This window comes from Roseivivax sediminis (genome assembly GCF_900112685.1).
GTDB classification, from domain to species: Bacteria; Pseudomonadota; Alphaproteobacteria; order Rhodobacterales; family Rhodobacteraceae; genus Roseivivax; species Roseivivax sediminis.
In genome coordinates, this window is the sequence record NZ_FOMS01000003.1 from 252,302 (window position 1) to 272,128 (window position 19,827).

Consider the following 19,827-nt stretch of genomic DNA (forward strand, 5'->3'; position numbering starts at 1 on the left):
CAGCGAAGGAAGGCAAGCGATGATGCGAACGCCCCTGGTCGAGATGATCGACATCGAGAAGCATTTCGGCGGCGTGCGCGCGGTGGAGCACGTGTCGGTCGACCTCTATCCGGGCGAGGTTGTCGGGCTGCTGGGTCACAACGGCGCGGGCAAGTCCTGCCTGATGAAGATCCTCGCCGGGGCGATGAAGCCCAGTGGCGGAGAGATCCGCGTCAACGGCGAGGCGGTGAGTTTCGACGAGCCGAACGACGCCCGCGCGGTGGGGATCGAGCCGATCTACCAGACGCTCGCGCTGGCCGATCATCTTGACGCGCCGGCGAACCTGTTCCTCGGGCGGGAGCTCAAGACCCGGTTCGGCAATCTCGACGACGGCGCGATGTACCGCGCGGCGAAAGAGACGCTGGCCCGGCTCAACCCCAACTTCAAGAACCTGCGCGATCCGGTCTCGAGCCTGTCGGGCGGGCAGCGCCAGGTGATCGCCATCGCCCGCGCGATCTATTTCGACACGAAGATCCTGATCATGGACGAGCCGACCGCGGCGCTTGGCCCGTCGGAGACCAAGATGGTCGCCGACCTCATCCGCAAGCTGCGGGCCGAGGGGATCGGCATCTTCCTCGTGAGCCACGACATGCACGACGTGTTCGACCTGTGCGACCGGGTGGTGGTGATGAACAAGGGCCGGCTCGTCGGCTCGCACGCCATCGAAGAGGTCACCAAGGACGACATCCTCAGCCTCATCATCAAGGGCGAGCTGCCGGCCGACTGGTCCGCCCGCAATCTGGAGCCGGCGCAATGAAGGATGGCGCGACCGATACCATGGAATGCGGTGTCTGCGTGGCGCCGGGCACCTTCCGGGTGGAGACGCGGCCCCTGCCGGAGACGGCGCCCGAGGGGCACGTGCTGGTGGACATCGCCGCCATCGGTATCTGCGGGACGGATTACCACATCTTCGAGGGCAAGCACCCGTTCCTCGACTACCCGCGCGTGATCGGGCACGAATTGTCGGGGCACATCGCCTCCGGCCCCGATGCGGGGCAGCTGGTGGTGGTGAACCCCTATATCTCCTGCGGCACCTGCCGGGCCTGCCGGCGCGGCAAACCCAATTGCTGCGCGTCGATCTCCGTCCTCGGTGTGCATCGCGACGGCGGCATGTGTGCCCGCATCGCGGTGCCGGAGGGCAACCTTTATCCCGCCGAGGGCCTGAGCGCGGAGCAGGCCGCGATGGTGGAGTTCCTCGCCATCGGCGCCCACGCGGTCGCGCGCTCGGGCACCGGGCCGGGGGATGCCGTGCTGGTGACCGGGGCAGGGCCCATCGGGCTTGGCACCGCGCTCTTCGCCCGGATCGCGGGGGCGGAGGTGCACCTGATGGACCTCAGCCCCGAACGGTTGGCGGCGGCGGAGCGGCTGTTCGGCTTCGACCGTCACCACGCGCCGGGGGGGGACGTGCTGACAGGCGATCTGGCCGAGGGCTTCGACGTCGTCTTCGACGCCACCGGCAACGCGACCGCGATGGAGGCGGGCCTGCCGCTTCTGGCCCATGGCGGCACCGCGGTCTTCGTCAGCGTGGTCAAGGACGACATCACCTTTTCCGATGCCGAGTTCCACAAGCGCGAGGCGCGCATCGTCGGCAGCCGCAACGCCCTTCGATCCGATTTCGACCGGGTGATGGCGGCGATCCGCGACGGCGCCATCCCCACGGAGGCGATCGCGACAGAGACCTTGCCGCTGACCGAACTGCCGGGCAGGTTCCCCGGATTGGCGGAGAACCGCGACGCCATCGTCAAGATCATCGTCACACCCTGAAGGCAGAGAACATGACCGGACCCGTCGCACTTCACTTGCACGAGAGCGACAACATCATGGTGGCGCTCGTCGCGCTCGCCCCCGGCGCGGAGGTCGCGCCGGGCGTTGCCGCGGCCGAGGCCGTGCCCGCCGGCCACAAGATCGCGATCCGGGCCATCGCCGCGGGCGAGCCGGTGGTGAAGTACGGCCAGACCATCGGCGTCGCGACTGCCGCCATCGCGCCCGGCGCGCATGTGCATTCCCACAACCTCGGCATGGGCGCGCACCGGCAGGATTACGGCTTCGGCTCCGCTGCGGTGCCGCTCGATCCCGCGCCGGGCGAGGCGACGTTCCGGGGCTTCCGCCGCCCGTCGGGCCGGGTGGGCACACGCAACTATATCGGCATCCTGACCTCGGTGAACTGCTCGGGCTCCGTCGCGCGCTTCATCGCGGAGGCGGCGGCGCGGGAGATCGACCTCGACGCCTTCCCGAATGTCGACGGCGTGGTGCCGATCACCCACGGGTCCGGCTGCGGCATGTCGGGCGAGGGCGAGGGGTACGACACGCTCTTCCGCACGCTCGCGGGCTATGCGCGCAATCCCAATTTCGGCGCGATCCTGATGCTGGGTCTCGGCTGCGAGGTCATGCAGATCCCCGATCTCGTCGACCGCTCCGCCATCAAGGACAGCGCGCGCTTCCGCTACATGACGATCCAGGGGGAGGGCGGCACACCCGCCGCCGTGGCGCGGGGCGTTGGCGCGCTGAAGGAGCTTGCCGCCGAAGCCGACAAGGCGGTGCGCGAGGAGGTGCCGGCCTCGCACCTGGTGCTGGGCATGCAATGCGGCGGATCGGACGGCTATTCGGGGATCACCGCGAACCCCGCGCTCGGCGTCGCCTCGGATCTTCTGGTGCGCCACGGCGGCACGTCGATCCTGTCGGAGACGTCGGAGATCTACGGCGCCGAGCACCTCCTGACCCGCCGCGCGGTGGACGAGCCTACGGGCCGCAAGCTCATCGACCTGATCGAGTGGTGGGAGGATTACACCGCCCGCAACTTCGGTGAGATGGACAACAACCCGTCCCCCGGCAACAAGCGCGGCGGGCTGACGACGATCCTTGAGAAGAGCCTCGGGGCCGTGGCGAAGGGCGGGCGTGCGCCGCTCTCGGGCGTCTACAAGTACGGTGAGCCGATCGACCGGCCGGGTTTCGTCTTCATGGACAGCCCCGGTTACGATCCTTGTTCGGTCACCGGGCAGACGGCGTCGGGTTCCAATCTCATCGCCTTCACCACCGGGCGCGGCAGCGTGTCGGGCTACCAGCCTGTGCCCTGCATCAAGCTGGCCTCCAACCCCGATCTGTGGCGCCGGATGGAGCCGGACATGGATGTCGATTGCGGCGCGATCCTGTCGGGGGTGAGCCTGGAGGAGAAGGGGCGCGAGATCTTCGATCTGATGCTGCGCGTCGCCTCGGGCGAGCAGACCAAGAGCGAGGCGCACGGCTTCGGCGCGGTGGAGTTCGTGCCATGGCAGATCGGCGCCGTGATGTAGGGAGCGGCCCGCCCCGGTTGAGCGAAGCACTGACCGCTCGAACAGCACCAAAGGTGACGGGCGCGCGCCGGACCGGCCCGGCGGTCTGGCGCGATGTCACCCGCGTGCGCCGTTCATGTTGCGGAGGGGCTTGGCGGGGATAAAGCGCGGGCCTCGGGCGGTGTGGCGCCGGCCCCCGGTCCGACGCGTGCCTCTCACCTTCGGCGGCTCAGCGGGGGCAAACGCCGCTACTTCGCAGCGACGCGCAACGGTCCAAGCCGTAATCTAGTGACCGCCGAGCCAGGCACCATCCGCCCGAACAGCACCGAAGGTGCCGGGCGCGCGCCGGACCGTCCCCACGGTCTGGCGCGATGTCACCCGCGTGCGACGTTCATATTTCGGAGGAACGTGGCCGGGATAAAGCGCCGACCTCGAAAGTCGCAGCGCCAGCCCCCGGTCCGGCGCGCGCCCGTCACCTTCGGTGACCGGCAGAACTCCCGAAATGAAACGGCCGCGCCGGTGGGTGGCGCGGCCGTCACTCATTTCAGGCCGGGGCGGCCGCGCGCCCCGGCGCGTGGGTCACTCGCCGCCCCAGGCCTCGGGGTAGCCCTCCATGTCATCGCAGCCGCACATCGCGTAGTGCAGCGGCGGCATCGCCGGGTTGATGTAGTCCGACAGGTTCTCCTGCGTGATCGCCGGTTGCGGCAGCACCCATTCGGGGCCGGGGAGCGCTTCGCCCTCGATCACGCGGGCGGCGGCGATGATCGCGGTGCGCCACTGGTAGGTGGGGTAGGTGGGGGCGATGGCGGTCATGTCCTCCTCCTGCCACTTGCGCAGGAAATCCTGCTGGTCCTCGCCCACGAAGACCGGGATCTCGTAGCCGGAATCCTCGAACGCCTCGATCGCCGCGACCGCGGTGGCGCCGGCATCCATCCACACCGCGTCGATGTTGCCGCGCATCAGGTAATCCTCGACGATCGACTTGGTCTTGGCGTTGTCGCCGTCGGTGAATTCCGCGCCGACGATGTTCATGCCGGCCTCTTCGAGGATGCGCCGCCCGGCCGAGTAGCGCGTCTCGAGCACGTCGACGCCGGGCAGGATCCGCAGCATCAGCACGTCGGCGCCTTCGTCGAGCTCGCTGGCCACGAACTCCGCCCCCTGGATGCCGAAGCCGTAGCCGCCGACCGGGTGAACGAAGGTGACCGGGCAGTCGGTGTTCACGCCGCGGTCGAAGACGATGACGGGCATCGCCTCGCAGGCGCGCTCCACCGCCGGGGTGAGCGCCGCGGTGGTGTTGGGCGACACGATCATCACGTCGCAATCGCCGCCCGCCAGCAGGTCGTCGATATCCGCGATCTGCTTGTCGTCCGACCCTTCCGCGTCGACATGCACGAAGTCCTCGATGGAGTCGTGGTTGGCCAGTTCCTCGGTCATGTTGGTGAAGCCGACCACGCGCCAGGGGTTGTTCACCCCGGCGTTGGAGAAGCAGACCGTCGCCGGCGCCTCGACGCCGAGATCGGCGGTCTCGACCATGCCGTCGCCGATATATTGCAGCCAGGGCTCGCCTTCGGGGCCGTTCGGCTCCGCCTGCAGCTGCTCCTGCTGCTTGGCGAATTCCTCGGGGTCGTCGAAGTTCTGGGCGTGCACGGGCGACAGGCTCAGGGCCAGCGCGCCGGTTGCCGTCAGTAGCAGTCTCATTGGTATCCTCCCAGTATGTCCGGCCCGCTCCCCGCGGGCCATCAGGTTCCCGTGCGTTTCCTTCGGTGCATGGCCAGCGCGACCGCCGCGATCAGGATCAGACCCTGCACCACCTGCCGGACGGGTTGCGGCAGGCCGAGGAAGTTCAGAAGCGTGAAGATGGCGGTGAGCGCGAGCGCCCCGCCGAGCGCCGCGGGCACCGAGCCGCGCCCGCCGAGAAGCTGCGCGCCCCCCAGGACTGCGGCGGTGATCGCTTCCAGCTCGTAGCCCGCGCCGACATCGGTCGACACGCCGGCGAAACCGCCCAGAAGGATGCCCGCGATGGCGCCCGAGAGCCCCGAGAGCATGAAGGCCGAGATCCGTACCCGGTTCACCGGCACCCCGGCGAGCCGCGCTGCGACCGGGTTGTCGCCGATGGCATGGACCATGCGGCCGAGATTGGTGCGGTGCATCAGCCAGGCGAAGAGGCCGACGACGACGATCAGCACGATGACCGAGACCGGGATGAAGCGCACCAGCGGCACGTCGCGGATCAGTTCGCGCCCGAAGAAGCGGAACGTGTCGGGCAGGTAGCCGCGCGGCGCGCCGCCCGACCACAGGAAGGCCAGCCCGTTCAGCGTGATCATCGTGCCCAGCGTGGCGATCAGCGACGGCACCCGCAGGAAGCACACGATGGCGCCGTTCACCGCGCCGACGCCGAGGCCCATGGCCAGCATCAGCGGGATCACCCAGTAGGTCGCGGAGGGATCGTTGTTGGTGAGCATCGACGCGCCCACGACCACCAGCGTGATCAGCGAGCCGACCGAGAGGTCGAACCCGCCCGAGGTGATCACGTAGACCTGCCCCGCCGCGAGGATCGCCAGCGGCGCCGCGCGCTTGAGGAAGTTCATGTAGCCCGTCGGCTCCGCGAAGCCGGGGTTCATGTAGACGATACCGGCGATCAGCACCGCCAGCAGCACCCAGACCGGGTTGATCTGCGGCAGACGGCGGCGCTTGCGGTCGGGGGCGGCGCTCTGGTCCGTCATGCCACGATCCTTTTCGACCGGATGGCGTAGAAGGCGACGGCGGCGACGATGATGATGCCGCGCAACACCTGCTTGGCGAAGCTGTCGACCCCGGCGATGTTGAAGACCGAGTCGATGAGCGAGAAGATCAGCATCCCCGCCATGGTCCCCCAGACGCCACCGCGCCCGCCGGCGAGGACGGTGCCGCCGATGACGACGACGGCGATGCTTTCGAGGTCGTAGACCCCGTCCGCCCCGATCCACGGCGCGCCCGAACGCAGGCGGCTGGCGAGGTAGAGCCCGGCGATGGACGCGCAGACCGAGCAGATCACGTGGCTGGCCACGACGATGCGGCCGGTCTTGATCCCGGCGAAGCGGGCGGCTTCCTCGTTGCCGCCGACGGCGTAGATGTCGGAGCCGAACTTGGTGAAGCGCAGCACGCCCCAGGCCGTGACGGCAAGGAGGGCGAGGAAGATCAGCGCCACCGGCACCATGCCGATCTCGCCGTAGGCGAAGACCTGGAAGGCCGGCGGCACGGAGCCGGCGAAGTTCGACACGAAGGCCGACAGGCAGCCCTGGATAATCAGGCTCATGCCGAGCGTCGCGATCAGCGGGTTGACCTTGAGCCCGCTCACCACGAGCCCGTTGGCCAGCCCGACGAGGCCGCCGAGCAGCAGCGCGGCGAGGATCGCCGGCAGGATCATCGCCGGCGATCCGTCCATGACCACGGAGGCCAGCACCGCGGTGGCGGAAATCAGGCTCGCCACGCTGAGGTCGATGGAGGCGACGAGGATCACGAAGGTCTGCCCGATCGCCGTGATGCCGAGCGCGATGGACCGCGCGAGGATGGCGATGAGGTTCTCGAGCGTGAGGTACTGCGTCTGGTCCGTGGCGACCGCGACGATCACGTAGATCGCGAAGGCCCCGGCGAGCAGGATCAGCGGCGCCCAGCGTTCGAAGCGGAACCCGGCGCGGGTGGGGGCGGGCGTGTCGGCGGCGCTCATGCGGCGACCTCTGTCTCGCCGGTGGCGGCGTGCATGATGTCGCGCTCGGTGGGACCGTGCGGGAATTCGGCGGCGATCCGGCCTTCCTGCATCACCAGGATGCGGTCGGCGGCGCCGATGACTTCCGGCAGGTCGGAGGAGATCATCAGGATCCCCGCGCCGCCGCGCGCGAGGTCGCGCATCAGGTGGTAGATCCCGGCCTTGGCGTTCACGTCGATGCCGCGCGTCGGTTCGATGAAGATCAAGAGCTTGGGGCGCATCGACAGCCAGCGCGCGACGATGGCCTTCTGCTGGTTGCCGCCCGACAGCGCGCGGATGTCCTGATCGTAGGAGGCAGCGCGGATCTCCATGCGGTCCAGCAGTTCGTCGATCCGCGCGAGGTCGGCCTGCGCGGTGCGCTTGTGGCTCGACCAGAGCGGCGCGAAGGCGCGGGGCGTCAGCATCCCGTTGTCGCGCACCGACTGCATCAGCACGAGCCCCTCGCTCTTGCGGTCGCCGGGCAGCAGGCCGATCCCGGCCTCGATCGCCTCGCGCGGGGTGCGGAAGGACACGCGCTCTCCGGCGAGCGTGACCTCGCCGGTCTCGAACGGCTCCTGCCCGAACAGCGCCATGGCGAGCGCCACGCGGCCCGCGCCCTGGATTCCGGCCAGCCCGACGATCTCTCCGGCGCGCACGGACATGTCGATGCCGTGCAGGTGCGCGTTGCCGCCGCCGGTGACCGTCAGGACCGGATCGCCGATCTCGGCCTCGGTCGCGGGCGGGGCGTAGAAATCCGCGATGTCGCGGCCGACCATGGCGTGCACGATCTCGCCCGGCTCGGGCACGGCGTCGAAGCGCGCCGCGACCTCGCCGTCCTTGAGGACGGTGACGCGGTCGGCGAGGCGCGCGATCTCGCGCATCCGGTGGGTGATGTAGATGATCGCGACGCCGCGCTCGCGCAGGCGGTCGACGGTGGTGAAGAGTTCCTCGCACTCAGCGTCGTTGAGCGCGGCGGTGGGCTCGTCCATGACGATCACGCGGGCGTCGTGCGACACCGCCTTGGCGATCTCCACCATCTGCTGGGTGGCGACATCGAGTGTGCCGACCGCGCGCCCCGGGTCGATCCGCCCGCCGGTGGCGAAGAGGTCGAGCACCTTGCGCGTCTCGTCGTGCATGCGCCGCTCGTCGATGAGGCCGAAGCGGCCGCGCGGCTCGCGCCCGAGAAAGAGGTTCTGGGCGACGCTGCGCTCGGGCAGGAGGGAAAACTCCTGGTAGATCACCGCGATCCCGGCGCGGAGCGACTCCACGGGATGCGCGAAATGCACCGGCTCCCCGCCCATCCGGACCTCGCCGGCATCGGCATGGTAGACGCCCGAGAGGATCTTGATCAGCGTCGACTTGCCCGCGCCGTTCTCGCCCACCAGTGCCTGCACCTCGCCGGGGCGGACGTCGAAGCTCACTTCCGACAGCGCGCGTACGCCGGGGAAGGTCTTGGTGATGCCCTGCATCTCGATGACGGGGGCGGTCATGCGGCCTCCCACGCGGCGCGGATGAAATCGTGGGACTCGGCGAAGAGCGTCTCGAAATCGGGGAAAAGCGGGCGCCAGACCCGCGTGGCGGCGGCGAGTTCCGGCACGCCCGCGCCGAAGGCCTCCAGAACCACCGGCCCGTCGAAGCCGATCTCCTTGGCGGTGCGGAAGACGGCGGCGAAGTCGATCTGCCCGCGCCCCGGGATGCCGCGGTCGTTCTCGGAGACGTGCAGGACGTGCATCTTGCCGCCGATGGTGCGGATCGCCTCCGGTTGCGACAACTCCTCGATATTGGCGTGGAAGGTGTCGTACATGATGCCGAAGGCCGGGTGATCGACCGCGTCGGCATAGGCCCGCGCCTGCGCCATGGTGTTGAGGAAATAGGTCTCGAACCGGTTGAGATGTTCGAGCGCGAGGACATAGCCGTTGCGGCCCGCGCGTTCGGCCATCGTGCGGTGCGCTTCGGCGGCGCGGGCGACTTCCGCCTCGGTCGGGCCCTCGCCGGTGAAATGCGCCATCGGCGCGTGGAAGGGGCCGCCGATGGTTTCGGACCCCAGCGCCTCCGCGCAGTCCTGGATCCACGAAAGATGATCGAGGCCGCGCCGGCGCACCGCGTCGTCGTCGGACAGCGGGTTGGCGTCCGGGTCGGGGACGATGGAGGTCTGCGCTCGGCCAAGCCCGAGATCGGCGAGCCGCGCGCCGAGCCGGGCGTAATGGTCGGGATGCCCGTGCATCACCGGAACCTCGACATGATCGTAGCCGATCGCCGCGATGCGTTCGAGCTGCGGCAGGTGGCTGTCGTCGATATGCCCGCCGAGGCACAGAAGGTTGATGCCGAGCTTCATGGCGCCACCCACGCGCTGTCGCCCTGGGCCGAGCGCAGGCAGGCGTCGATGAAGCGCATGCCGTCGAGGCCGTCGTGAATCGTCGGATACGCGAGGTCGCCCGGCACGTCTTGCCCGAGGCGGCGGGCGTGGATGGCGCGCGCCGCCTCGGTGTAGATGTTGGCGAAGGCTTCGAGGTAGCCCTCGGGGTGGCCGCCCGGCACGCGGCAGAGCGACGTGTTCGCCTCCGTCGCGCCGGCGCCGTTGCGGGTGAGCAGGCGCTTGGGCTCTCCGAAGGGCGTGTACCACAGGTGGTTCGGCTCTTCCTGGACCCATTCGAGGCCGCCGCGATCGCCGTAGATCCGCAGCTTCAGCGCGTTCTCGTTGCCGGGCGCGACCTGGCTGCACCAGAGCATGCCCTTGGCGCCGCCCTTCCAGCGCAGCATCACGTGGGCGTTGTCGTCGAGCGTGCGGCCCGCGCCGAAGGCGTGGAGGTCGGCGGCCAGCGCCTCGAGCGTCAGGCCCGAGACGAAACAGGCGAGGTTGTAGGCGTGGGTGCCGATATCGCCGATGGACCCGCCGCCGCCCGAACGCGCCGGATCGACGCGCCATTCGGCCTGCTTGCCCTCGGCCGGCCCGGTCATCCAGTCCTGCGCGTATTCCACCTGCACCAGCCGCAGCGTGCCGAGCGCGCCGTCCGCCACCATCTGCCGCGCCTGCCGCACCACCGGGTAGCCGGTGTAATTGTGCGTCAGCACGAAGAGCGCGCCGGAGGCTTCGGCCGTCTTCGCGAGGTCCTCGGCGTCGTCCACCGTGGAGGTCAGCGGCTTGTCGCAGATCACGTGGATGCCGCGCTTCAGGAATGCCTTCGCGGCGGGTGCGTGGACGTGGTTCGGGGTGACGATGGCCACCGCCTCGATCCCGTCGTCGCGCGCCGCCTCGGCCTCGGCCATCGCCTCGAAGCTGTCGTAGCTGCGGGGCAGGCCAAGCGCCTCGGCGCTGGCACGGGCCTTTTCCGGCGTGGAACTGAGCGCGCCGGCAAGGAGCGTGTAATGCCCGTCGAGGCGCGAGGCGATGCGGTGGACGGCGCCGATGAACGCGTCGGCGCCGCCGCCGACCATGCCGAGCCGGATCGGTGTCTCTGCCATTCTCAGCCCTCCAGTCCCAACATCCGGCGGTTGGCGGCGTCGTCCGCGCCGCCATCCGCGAAATCGTCGAAGGCGCGTTCGGTCACGCGGATGATGTGGTCGCGCACGAAGGCCGCGCCCTCGCGCGCGCCGTCCTCGGGGTGCTTGAGGGCGCATTCCCATTCGACCACGGCCCAGCCGCCGAAGCCCTGTGACGTCAGCTTGGAGAAGATCGCCCCGAAATCGACCTGCCCGTCGCCGGGGGAGCGGAAGCGGCCGGCGCGGTTCGCCCAGGACTGGAAGCCGCCGTAGACGCCCTGTTTCGCGGTCGGCGTGAACTCCGCGTCCTTGACGTGGAACATGCCGATCCGGTCGGCATAGGTGTCCAGATGCGCGACGTAGTCGAGGCATTGCAGCACGTAATGGGACGGATCGTACAGCATCCGGGCGCGGGCGTGATCGTCGACGCGCTCGAGGAACATCTCGTAGCTGATGCCGTCGTGGAGATCCTCGCCCGGGTGGATCTCGTAGCAGATATCGACGCCGCACTCCTCGGCGTGATCCAGAAGCGGGCGCCAGCGCGCGGCGAGCTCGTCGAACGCCGCCTCGATCAGGCCGGCGGGGCGCTGCGGCCAGGGGTAGACATAGGGCCAGGCGAGGGAGCCGGAGAAGGCGCCGAGCGCCGTCAGGCCGAGGTTGCGCGACGCGCTGAGCGCCATCTTCACCTGATCGACCGCCCAGGCCTGCCGGGCCTTGGGGTCGCGGTGGACGGACGGGTCGGCGAAGCCGTCGAAGGCGATGTCGTAGGCCGGATGTACCGCGACGAGCTGACCCTGCAGATGCGCCGACAGCTCCGTCACCTCGATGCCGTTCTCGGCGGCGCGTCCCTTGAAGTCATCGCAGTAGTCGCGGGACTCGGCGGCCTTGGCGAGGTCGAAGAGCCGCTTGTCCCAGCTCGGCACTTGCACACCCTTGTAGCCGCATTCGGCCGCCCAGCGGGTGATCGCGCTCCAGTCGTTGAACGGCGCTTCGTCCGACGCGAACTGCGCCAGGAACAGGGCCGGCCCCTTGATCGTCTGCATGTGTCCTCCCGCCGCCGCGTGCGTGGGCGCGGCGTCCTCCCGGTGGTGTGTTGAAATCGATTACATCAAAGCGATGGTCATTTGGCAATGGAAAATGTAATCGATTAATCGAATGCAGTTCCGGCGGAGGGCCGATGGCGGAAAGAGTGCGGATCGTCGACGTCGCGTCGCTGGCGGGGGTGTCCACCGCCACGGTCAGCCGCGCGCTGTCCGCGCCCGAGACGGTCGGTCCCGCGACCCGCAAGAAGGTGATGGAGGCGGTGCGCACCACCGGCTACCGCATCAACTCCGCCGCGCGGGATCTGCGGCAGCGGCGGGCGCGGTCGATCCTGATCCTTGCGCCCAACCTGTCGAACACCTTCTTCAGCCGGATCTTCGCCGCCATCCAGGAGGAGGCGGGCGCCGTGGGCCTGACGGTGCAGATCTCCGACAGCCGGATCGGACGCGACAAGCTTGTCTCGCTGGGCTACGACGGGCGGGCGGACGGGATCGTTCTGCTCGACGGCAATATCGACCCCGAAGTGGTGAACGGCTGGAATCTGCCGCTGGTGCAGCTCAGCGAATGGAACGAGTCCTACGACGCGCCCCGCCTCGTGTTCGACAACCCGGCAGCGGCGCGGCTGGCGGTCGACCACCTGGCGGATCTGGGGCACCGCGCGCTTTTGCATGTCAGCGGGCCGGCGGAGAACGTTCTGGCCGAGACGCGGCGCGCGGGATTTCTGGAGGCGGCCGCGGCGCGGGCTGTGTCGGCGGAGGTCTTTGACGGCGACTTCACGCTCGCCGCGGGGGCGGAGGCCGCGCGCCGCTGGGCGGGCCTGGCCGAGCGGCCCACGGGGGTGTTCTGCGCCTCTGACGAATGCGCGCTGGGCTTCATCTCCGAATGCGGGCGGCTGGGGGTGTCGGTGCCGCGCGACGTCAGCGTGATCGGCTTCGACGACATCGACTTCGCCGATCATTTCCTGCCCGCGCTGACCACGATCCGCCAGCCGCGCGAGGAGATGGGGCGCCAGGCCGCGCGGATGATCGTGGCGATGCTGGAAGGCCAAGGCGCGGCGGCCGGTGCGACGGGCGCGCCCATCGCGCCCGAACTGGTGGTGCGGGGAACGACGCTGCCCGCGTGCCCCGCCGCCGCGCGCAGCGAAGCGGCGGCGGAAGGTTAGGGCCGCTGTACCCTCAGGCGATGAAGGCGGCGACCGTGCGCGCGGCGCCGTCGCCGGTCAGGCGGTCATGCGCGTCGCTGACCGCGGCGCGGAAGCTCTCGTCTTTCGCAAGACGCTCGGAGAAGACCGCGTCGATGGCCAGCACCGCGCCCACCGGATCGTCCGAGGTCGCCGCCGCGCGCAGATCGTCGGCCAGCGGGTCGCGCACGTCGATGGGCTGCCCGCCCTCGTCGGTGCCGCCGACGTAGCGGATCCAGGCCGCCACGGCGAGGCAGAGCCCGTGCGGCACGTTCCCCCGGTCGAGCTGATCCGTCACGGTGCCGAGGATGCGCTGGGGCAGCTTCTGGCTGCCGTCCATGGCGATCTGCCAGGTGCGGTGCCGGATGCCGGGGTTCTGGTAGCGCTCAAGCAGCGCGGCGGTGTAGGCCGAGAGGTCCTCGCCCTCGGGCTGCGGCAGCGTCGGGACGATCTCCTCGGCCCAGAGCTTGGCGCAAAGTGCGGCGAAATCGGGGTTGGCGGTGGTCTCCGCGATGGTCTCGAACCCGGCGAGGTAGCCGAGATAGGCAAGCGTGGAATGGGTGCCATTCAGACAGCGCAGCTTCATCAGCTCGTGCGCCTCCACGTCCTCGACCATCTGCGCGCCGACCGCGTCCCAGGCCGGGCGGCCGTCGACGAAATCGTCCTCGATCACCCATTGGCGGAACGGCTCATGCACCACCATCGCCTCGTCGCGATACCCTTGCGCCTCTTCCAGCGCGGCGACGTCATCCTCGGTCGTGGCGGGGGTGATGCGGTCGACCATGGTCGCCGGGAAGGTCACCTCCGCCGCGATCCAGTCGGCGAGATCGGCGTCGCGGGCGCGGGCGAAGTCGATCACGATGCCGCGCGCCAGCCGGCCATTGGAGGGCAGGTTGTCGCAGCTGAGCACGGTGAAGGGCGCATGGCCCGCCGCGCGGCGGCGCGCCAGCGCCTCCACGATGAAGCCGGGCGCGGAGCGGGGCGCGTCCGGCGTCGCGAGATCGTGCGCGATGTCGGCGTTGTCGGTGCTGAGCCGTCCGGTCGCGGGGTTGTGGCAGTACCCTTTCTCCGTGATCGTGAGCGACACGATGCGGATCGCCGGATCGGTCATCGCCGCAAGCACCGCCTCGGGGTCTTCGGGGGCGACCAGCGCCTCCGCGATGGCGCCGATCTGCGCGTAGCGCCGGCCGTCCGGGCCAAGCTCCACCGCCGTGAAGGCGCAGCCCTGCGGGGCGAGCTGATCGCGCGGGCCGGGGCTGCGCAGGCTCACCGCGACAATGCCCCAGTCGCCGCCTTTCTCCGCGACCGCCTCGTGCGTGTAGACCGCGTTGAAGGCGCGGAAGAAGGCGCCGGGGCCGAAATGCACGATGCCGGGTTTCGGCGCGGGGGCGGAGCGGGTCAGGCGGTCGGTCATGTCGTCGCTTTCTTCGTACGGGGGGGTGGGCGGCGCTCAGAGCTTGTAGGCGTCTTTCGCCAGCCGGTAGGTCAGGTCGTGCGCCACTTCGTGCGCGTCGGCCTCGCGCAGGCGGCCCGTGGCGACGAGTTGCGCAAGGTAGGCGCAGTCCGACCGCCGGGCGACGTCGTGCCGCGCCGGGATGGAGCAGAACGCGCGCGTGTCGTCGTTGAAGCCCGCGGTGTTGTAGAAGCCGGCGGTCTCGGTGGTCGCCTCGCGGAAGCGGCGGATGCCCTCGAAGCTGTCGAAGAACCACCAGGGCGGGCCGAGGCGTAGCGCCGGGTAGGCCCCGGCCAGCGGCGCAAGTTCGCGCCCGTAGGTGCTTTCGTCCAGCGTGAACGGGATGATCGTCAGCCCGGGCTCAAGGCCGACAGCGCTGAGGAGCGGTTTCAGCCCGCCGACCCAGTCGGTGCGGCGGGGGATGTCGAAGCCCTTGTCGCGGCCGTGCCGGGCGAACATTTGGGCCGAATGGTTGCGGTGCGAGCCGGCGTGGATCTGCAGCGTCAGCCCGTCCTCGAGGCTCATCCGCGCCATCTCTGTCAGCATCTGGCCGCGGAACGCGTCGGCCTCTTCGGCGGTGCAGCGCCCGCGGCGCACCGTGGCAAAGAGCGCCTTGGCGTCCGCCGGCGCGAGGTCCTCTGTGCGCGCGGTGGGGTGGCCGTGGTCGGAGGCGGTCGCCCCCATCTCCTTGAATATCGCCCGGCGCGCGCGGTGGGCGTTGAGGTAGCCCTCCCACGTCGTGCAATCCTCGCCGGTCAGCTCGCCCAGGCGGTCGAGGTTCTCCGCGAAGCCCTCGAATTCGGGGTCGACGACGGCGTCGGGGCGGTAGGTGGTGATGACGCGGCCCGGCCAGTCGCTGTCGCGGATCATCTTGTGCCACCGCAGGTCGTCGAGCGCGCTTTCGGTGGTCGCCAGCGCCTCGATCCCGAAGCGGTCGAAGAGGGCGCGGGGGCGGAAGGCGTCCTCGGCCAGCTTGGCGTCGATATGGTCGTAATAGGCGTCGGCGGTGTCCGCCGACAGCACCTCGTCGAGGCCGAAGACGTGTTCGAAGGAATGGTCAAGCCACATCGCCGAGGGCGTGCCCCGGAAAAGATGATAATGCGCGGCGAAGCGCCGCCAGATCTTGCGCGGATCGGTCTCGGTCGCGCCGCCGTCGGCGCGCGGGATGCCGAGATCGGTGGGCGGCACGCCCTGGCTGATCAGCATGCGGAAGACGTAGTGGTCGGGAACGACGAACAGTTCCGCGGGGTTCGGGAAACGGGCGTTCTCGGCGAACCAGCGCGGGTCGCAATGGCCGTGCGGCGAGATGATCGGCAGGTCCGCCACCGGCTCGTAGAGCGCGCGGGCCAGGTCGCGCAGCCGCGGTTCGGTCGGGAACAGGCGGTCCGGATCTGTCAACGGCATGTCGGTCTTTCCCCCGTTTTCCAATGCGCTCCATTCTAGTATGTTAGATCGAATGTGCTGTCAAAGGGAGCCTGCCGCCGCGCGGCATGGCCGGGTAATCGCATGAGGCGCGAGGAGATCCAACCGGCGGGCACCGCCGCGCTCGCCACCACCACCGAGACGGTGTTCTCGGCGCTCTACGATGCGATCCTGACGCTGGATCTGCCGCCGGACGCCAAGCTGTCGGAGGTGGAGGTGGCGCGGCGTTTCGAGGTCTCGCGCCAGCCGGTGCGCGATGCGCTTTTCCGGCTGTCGCGGCTGGGACTGGTAGCGATCCGTCCGCAGCGGGCGACGCGGGTGACGCGGATCTCCGAGCAGGGGCTGCGCGACGCGGTCTTCGTGCGCGCCGCGCTCGAGGCCGATTGCGTGCGCATGGCCTGCGTGCGGCGCAGCGCCGCGGACCTAGAAGAGCTGGACGAAGCGCTCGCCGCGCAGGCGGCGGCGACCGACCCGGCGGCGTTCCACCCGCTCGACGAGGCGTTTCACGAAGCGCTCTGCCGTATCGCCGGGCACGCCCATGTCTGGGCGCTGATCCGCAGCCAGAAGGCGCAGACCGACCGGGTGCGCTTTCTCACGCTGTCGCCGGGGCGGCGGGCGGAGGTGCTGGCCGACCACCGCAGGCTGCGCGACGCGATCGCCGCGCGCGACGCGGACGCGGCGGAGGCCTGCCTGCGCGCCCATGTCAGTGACCTGTTGCGGGTCCTGCCGCAGATCCGGCGCGCCCACCCGGAGTGTTTCGAGGGGCCCTGAGACCTCCGGCCGGGCCAGAGCCGTCAGCCGACGGGGCCCCGCCGGAAACATAATCCCCGCTGCGGCGTTCTCGGGTATGGCAACTTAGGGATTTCGTCATGGCCCCACGCGCCGTCTGGAAGGGGCAATTGCGCCTCTCGCTCGTCTCCATCCCGGTGGAGGTCTATCCGGCCACCACCTCCGGCCCGCGCGTGTCGTTCCGGCAGATCCACGAACCCTCCGGCAAGCGCGTGCGCTACGAGAAGACCGTGAAGGGCGTCGGCCCGGTCGACAGCGACGATATCGTGAAGGGCTACGAGACCGAGGACGGCGACTACATCCTGATCGACCCCGAGGAGATCGACGCGCTGAAGGTGGAGACCTCCAAGACGCTGGAGCTTGTCCAGTTCGTCGAGAGCGGGGAGATCCCGCCGATCTACTTCGAGCGCCCGTACTACATCGTCCCGCAGGACGAGCTGGCCGAGGATGCCTACCGCGTGGTGCGCGACGCGCTGCGGGGCGAGGGCAAGACGGCGCTCTGCCAGATCACGCTGCGCGGCAAGGAGCACCTCGCCGCGATCAGGCCCTGCGGCGACGGGCTGCTGCTGGAGACGCTGCGCTACGAGGAAGAGATCCGCAGCGCCGATCCGCTGTTCAGCGAGATCGCCGACGAGGAGGCCGACGAGGAACTGCTCGACCTCGCGCGCGAGCTGATCGGCCGCAAGACGAAGCCGTTCGACGCCTCCGCCTTTTCCGACAGCTACCACAAGGCTCTGAAGGAGATGATCGAGGCCAAGCGCAAGGACAAGTCGACCTCCCGCGTCGATACCGGGGACGACGACGGCGGGGACGACGGCGACAACGTCGTCGACCTGATGAGCGCGCTGCGCAAGAGCGTCGATGCGTCAGAGGGCAAGTCCGGCGGCAAGGGCGGCCGCAAGTCGTCGGGTCGCAAATCCTCGGGCAGCTCCAAGTCGAAATCTTCCTCCGGCGGGTCGCGGTCGAAGAAGAAGGCGTCGTGATGGCCGACCGGCTGAAGGACTACAACGCCAAGCGCGACTTCACCCGGACGAGCGAGCCGCGCGGCCGGGCCGGGCCGCAGAAGACGGAAGGGCGCTGGTTCTCGATCCAGAAGCACGACGCCTCTTCGCTGCATTACGATCTGCGACTCGAACACGACGGGGTGCTGCTGTCCTGGGCCATCCCCAAGGGGCCGTCGCCGCGCACCGGCGACAAGCGGCTGGCGCAGCGGACGGAGGACCATCCGCTCGACTACGGCGATTTCGAAGGGACGATCCCGAAGAAGGAATACGGCGGCGGCACGGTGATGCTGTGGGATCGCGGCACCTGGGCCCCGCGTGGCGATGTCGGCGAGATGCTGGAAGACGGCAACCTCAAGATGGACATCGCCGGGGAACGGATGCGCGGCGGTTGGGCGCTCGTGCGCTTCAAGAAGGGCGGGGAGGGCGCATGGCTCCTGATCAAGGAGAAGGACGATTACGCCCAAGGCGACGCGGACGCGCTGACCGAGGGGTACGAGACCTCCGTCGTCACCGGCCGCGACTTCGAGGAGATCGCGCAGAAGGCAAAGGCGAAACGCATGAAAGACGACGTGCCCAAGCGCAGCCGCAAGGCCCCGAAATTCCGCAGCCCCCAGCTCGCCACGCTGGTCGAGGAGGCGCCCGAGGGCGACGGCTGGCTGCACGAGACCAAGTTCGACGGCTACCGCGCGCTCGCCGCGATCGGCAAGGGCGGGGTGACGCTCTGGACCCGCAGCGGCAAGGACTGGACCGAGAAGTTTGCGGCGCTCGCGGGCGCCTTCGATCCCTTGCCCTGCGACAGCGCGCTCCTCGACGGGGAGGTGATGGCGGCGAAGATCCGCGGCTCGGCGTTCTCGTCGCTGCAGCGGGCGCTGTCGAACGGCGGGGATCTGGTGTTCTTCTGCTTCGATCTGCTGGAGGTCGACGGCGAGGACCTGACCGGCGCGGCGCAGGAGGATCGCCGCGCGCGGCTCGAGGAGCTGTTTCGCGGCGTGCCGGACGACGGCCCCTTGCGGATCACCGATCAGGTGCGCGGGCAGGGGCCGGAGATCTTCGCCGCCGCCTGCAAGGCCGGGGCGGAGGGGATCGTCTCGAAGAAGGCGGACGCACCCTATCGCGGCACACGCACGAAGACTTGGCGCAAGGTGAAATGCGTGAATCGGCAGGAATTCGTCGTCGGCGGCTTCACCCGGTCGGACAAGGACCGGCCCTTCGCCTCGCTGCTGGTGGGGGAATACCAGGACGGCGATCTGATCTATCGCGGGCGCGTCGGCACCGGGTATTCGCAGGACGATCTCGCGGCGTTGTCGGAGGGCTTTCGCTCGCGCAAGACCTCGCCTTTCGAGGAGGTGCCGAAGGAGATCGCCTGCAATGCGGTCTGGGTCACGCCGGACACGGTGATCGAGGTCGAGTTCACCGAACTGACCGAGGACGGCCATATCCGCCACGGCGCCTACCAGGGCACCCGCACCGACAAGGAGGCGAAAGAGGTGGGCGCGGAGACCCCCGCCGATACGGAGAGCGAGGGCAAGGTGGCCGGTATCTCCATTTCCAGCCCCGACCGGGAGGTCTTCCCGGCCTCGGGCTGCACCAAGCTCGACGTTGCACGGCATTACGAACGGGCAGGCGAGCGGCTGACCGAGATCGCGGGCCACCGGCCGCTGTCGCTGTTGCGGGCGCCCACGGGGATCGAGGGCGAGACCTTCTTCCAGAAGCATGCCGGCAAGGGCTTTCCGGACGCGCTGGAAGAGATCGAGATCGAGGAATCGGGGGGCAAGCGCGGCACCTACATCTATGCCACGCGGCCCGAGGCGTTCGTCGCCGCCGCGCAGATGGGCACGATCGAGTTCCACATCTGGGGCAGCCGCACCGACCGGCTGGAGCGGCCCGACCGGCTCGTCTTCGACCTCGATCCCGACGAGGGGCTGGGCTGGGGCGACGTGCGCTCGGCGGCGTTCGACCTCAGGGACAGGCTAGCCGATCTCGGGCTGGCTTCAGGGGCGCTGGTGACCGGCGGCAAGGGCGTGCATGTCTGGCTGCCGCTGCACCGCAGCCACGACTGGGACGTGGCGAAGACCTTCGCCAAGACGCTCGCGCACGTGATGGCGGAGGCGGAGCCGAAGCGCTTCACCGCGACCATGTCGAAGGCGAAGCGCAAGGGCCGGATCTTCATCGACTGGCTGCGGAACGAGCGCGGCGCGACGGCTGTGGCGCCCTATTCGGTGCGCGCCCGCCCCGGCGGTCCGGTCGCGGTGCCGGTCACCTGGGACGAGCTGAATGGCCTCGAGGCGCCGAACGGTTTCGACATGGGCGCGGTCCGCGAGCGGCTGGAGGACCCCTGTTCCTACCTCGCGATGGCCGGCGATCTGCAGCGTCTCACGTCGGACGTGGTGGACCGGCTGGAGGCGTGGCAGCGCCGGTAGCCGCCG

16 protein-coding genes are annotated in these 19,827 nt (G+C 69.6%); 7 read left to right on the forward strand and 9 right to left on the reverse strand.

Annotated features, from left to right (window positions below):
• The first annotated feature begins 22 nt into the window (after positions 1-22).
• The 3 genes from F3H57_RS06820 to F3H57_RS06830 are packed head-to-tail and all read left to right on the forward strand — an operon-like array spanning position 23 to position 3,329.
• Entirely contained in the window at positions 23-796 is a 774-nt protein-coding gene (locus F3H57_RS06820; protein WP_149755249.1) for an ATP-binding cassette domain-containing protein, read from the forward strand.
• On the forward strand, positions 793-1,803 hold the full coding sequence (locus F3H57_RS06825) for a zinc-binding alcohol dehydrogenase family protein (RefSeq protein WP_223162993.1): 1,011 nt from the start codon (positions 793-795) through the stop codon (positions 1,801-1,803). The genes F3H57_RS06820 and F3H57_RS06825 overlap by 4 nt, the downstream gene beginning before the upstream one ends.
• Before the next feature lie 11 nt (positions 1,804-1,814).
• Entirely contained in the window at positions 1,815-3,329 is a 1,515-nt protein-coding gene (locus F3H57_RS06830; RefSeq protein WP_149755140.1) for a UxaA family hydrolase, read from the forward strand.
• Positions 3,330-3,887: 558 nt separating this feature from the next.
• Here the strand turns inward: F3H57_RS06830 and F3H57_RS06835 are convergent.
• Genes F3H57_RS06835 through F3H57_RS06865 form a run of 7 tightly spaced genes read right to left on the reverse strand, consistent with a single transcriptional unit; the run spans position 3,888 to position 11,555 of the window.
• Positions 3,888-5,006 carry a substrate-binding domain-containing protein gene (locus F3H57_RS06835; RefSeq protein WP_149755141.1) on the reverse strand — a complete coding sequence of 373 codons (1,119 nt, stop codon included), beginning with the start codon at positions 5,004-5,006 and terminating at the stop codon, positions 3,888-3,890.
• A 41-nt stretch (positions 5,007-5,047) separates the two neighbouring features.
• Complete coding sequence (locus F3H57_RS06840) at positions 5,048-6,031, reverse strand: ABC transporter permease (protein WP_149755142.1); 984 nt, start codon at positions 6,029-6,031, stop codon at positions 5,048-5,050.
• Positions 6,028-7,014 carry an ABC transporter permease gene (locus tag F3H57_RS06845; protein ID WP_149755143.1) on the reverse strand — a complete coding sequence of 329 codons (987 nt, stop codon included), beginning with the start codon at positions 7,012-7,014 and terminating at the stop codon, positions 6,028-6,030. The genes F3H57_RS06840 and F3H57_RS06845 overlap by 4 nt, the downstream gene beginning before the upstream one ends.
• On the reverse strand, positions 7,011-8,522 hold the full coding sequence (locus tag F3H57_RS06850; protein ID WP_149755144.1) for a sugar ABC transporter ATP-binding protein: 1,512 nt from the start codon (positions 8,520-8,522) through the stop codon (positions 7,011-7,013). The genes F3H57_RS06845 and F3H57_RS06850 overlap by 4 nt, the downstream gene beginning before the upstream one ends.
• Entirely contained in the window at positions 8,519-9,367 is an 849-nt protein-coding gene (locus F3H57_RS06855) for a sugar phosphate isomerase/epimerase family protein (protein WP_149755145.1), read from the reverse strand. The genes F3H57_RS06850 and F3H57_RS06855 overlap by 4 nt, the downstream gene beginning before the upstream one ends.
• Positions 9,364-10,494 carry a Gfo/Idh/MocA family protein gene (locus F3H57_RS06860; RefSeq protein WP_149755146.1) on the reverse strand — a complete coding sequence of 377 codons (1,131 nt, stop codon included), beginning with the start codon at positions 10,492-10,494 and terminating at the stop codon, positions 9,364-9,366. Before F3H57_RS06860 ends, F3H57_RS06855 begins: the two co-directional genes overlap by 4 nt.
• Before the next feature lie 2 nt (positions 10,495-10,496).
• The gene (locus F3H57_RS06865; RefSeq protein WP_149755147.1) at positions 10,497-11,555 is read right to left on the reverse strand and encodes a sugar phosphate isomerase/epimerase family protein; all 1,059 of its coding nucleotides are present in this window, start codon (positions 11,553-11,555) and stop codon (positions 10,497-10,499) included.
• Positions 11,556-11,689: 134 nt separating this feature from the next.
• Here F3H57_RS06865 and F3H57_RS06870 point away from each other — a divergent pair, with 134 nt between their 5' ends.
• Positions 11,690-12,715 (forward strand): LacI family DNA-binding transcriptional regulator, encoded by a 1,026-nt coding sequence (locus tag F3H57_RS06870; protein WP_149755148.1) that lies wholly within the window; start codon positions 11,690-11,692, stop codon positions 12,713-12,715.
• Between the two features lie 13 nt (positions 12,716-12,728).
• Here the strand turns inward: F3H57_RS06870 and F3H57_RS06875 are convergent, their stop codons facing one another.
• Both F3H57_RS06875 and uxaC read right to left on the reverse strand, forming a co-directional pair.
• Entirely contained in the window at positions 12,729-14,147 is a 1,419-nt protein-coding gene (locus F3H57_RS06875) for a mannitol dehydrogenase family protein (protein ID WP_149755149.1), read from the reverse strand.
• Positions 14,148-14,183: 36 nt separating this feature from the next.
• Positions 14,184-15,590, reverse strand: a complete 1,407-nt coding sequence (gene uxaC / locus F3H57_RS06880; protein WP_149755150.1) for a glucuronate isomerase — start codon at positions 15,588-15,590, stop codon at positions 14,184-14,186.
• Positions 15,591-15,692: 102 nt separating this feature from the next.
• On the opposite strand from uxaC, the gene F3H57_RS06885 reads away from it, so the two are divergent.
• The 3 genes from F3H57_RS06885 to ligD all read left to right on the forward strand — a co-directional run bounded on the left by F3H57_RS06885 (position 15,693) and on the right by ligD (position 19,821).
• On the forward strand, positions 15,693-16,379 hold the full coding sequence (locus F3H57_RS06885; RefSeq protein ID WP_149755151.1) for a GntR family transcriptional regulator: 687 nt from the start codon (positions 15,693-15,695) through the stop codon (positions 16,377-16,379).
• 98 nt (positions 16,380-16,477) lie between these two features.
• A complete protein-coding gene (gene ku, locus F3H57_RS06890; RefSeq protein WP_149755152.1) occupies positions 16,478-17,380 on the forward strand; it encodes a non-homologous end joining protein Ku in 903 nt (300 codons plus the stop codon).
• Positions 17,380-19,821, forward strand: coding sequence for a DNA ligase D (gene ligD / locus F3H57_RS06895; protein ID WP_149755153.1), 2,442 nt, complete (start codon positions 17,380-17,382; stop codon positions 19,819-19,821). Before ku ends, ligD begins: the two co-directional genes overlap by 1 nt.
• Positions 19,822-19,827 lie beyond the last annotated feature (6 nt).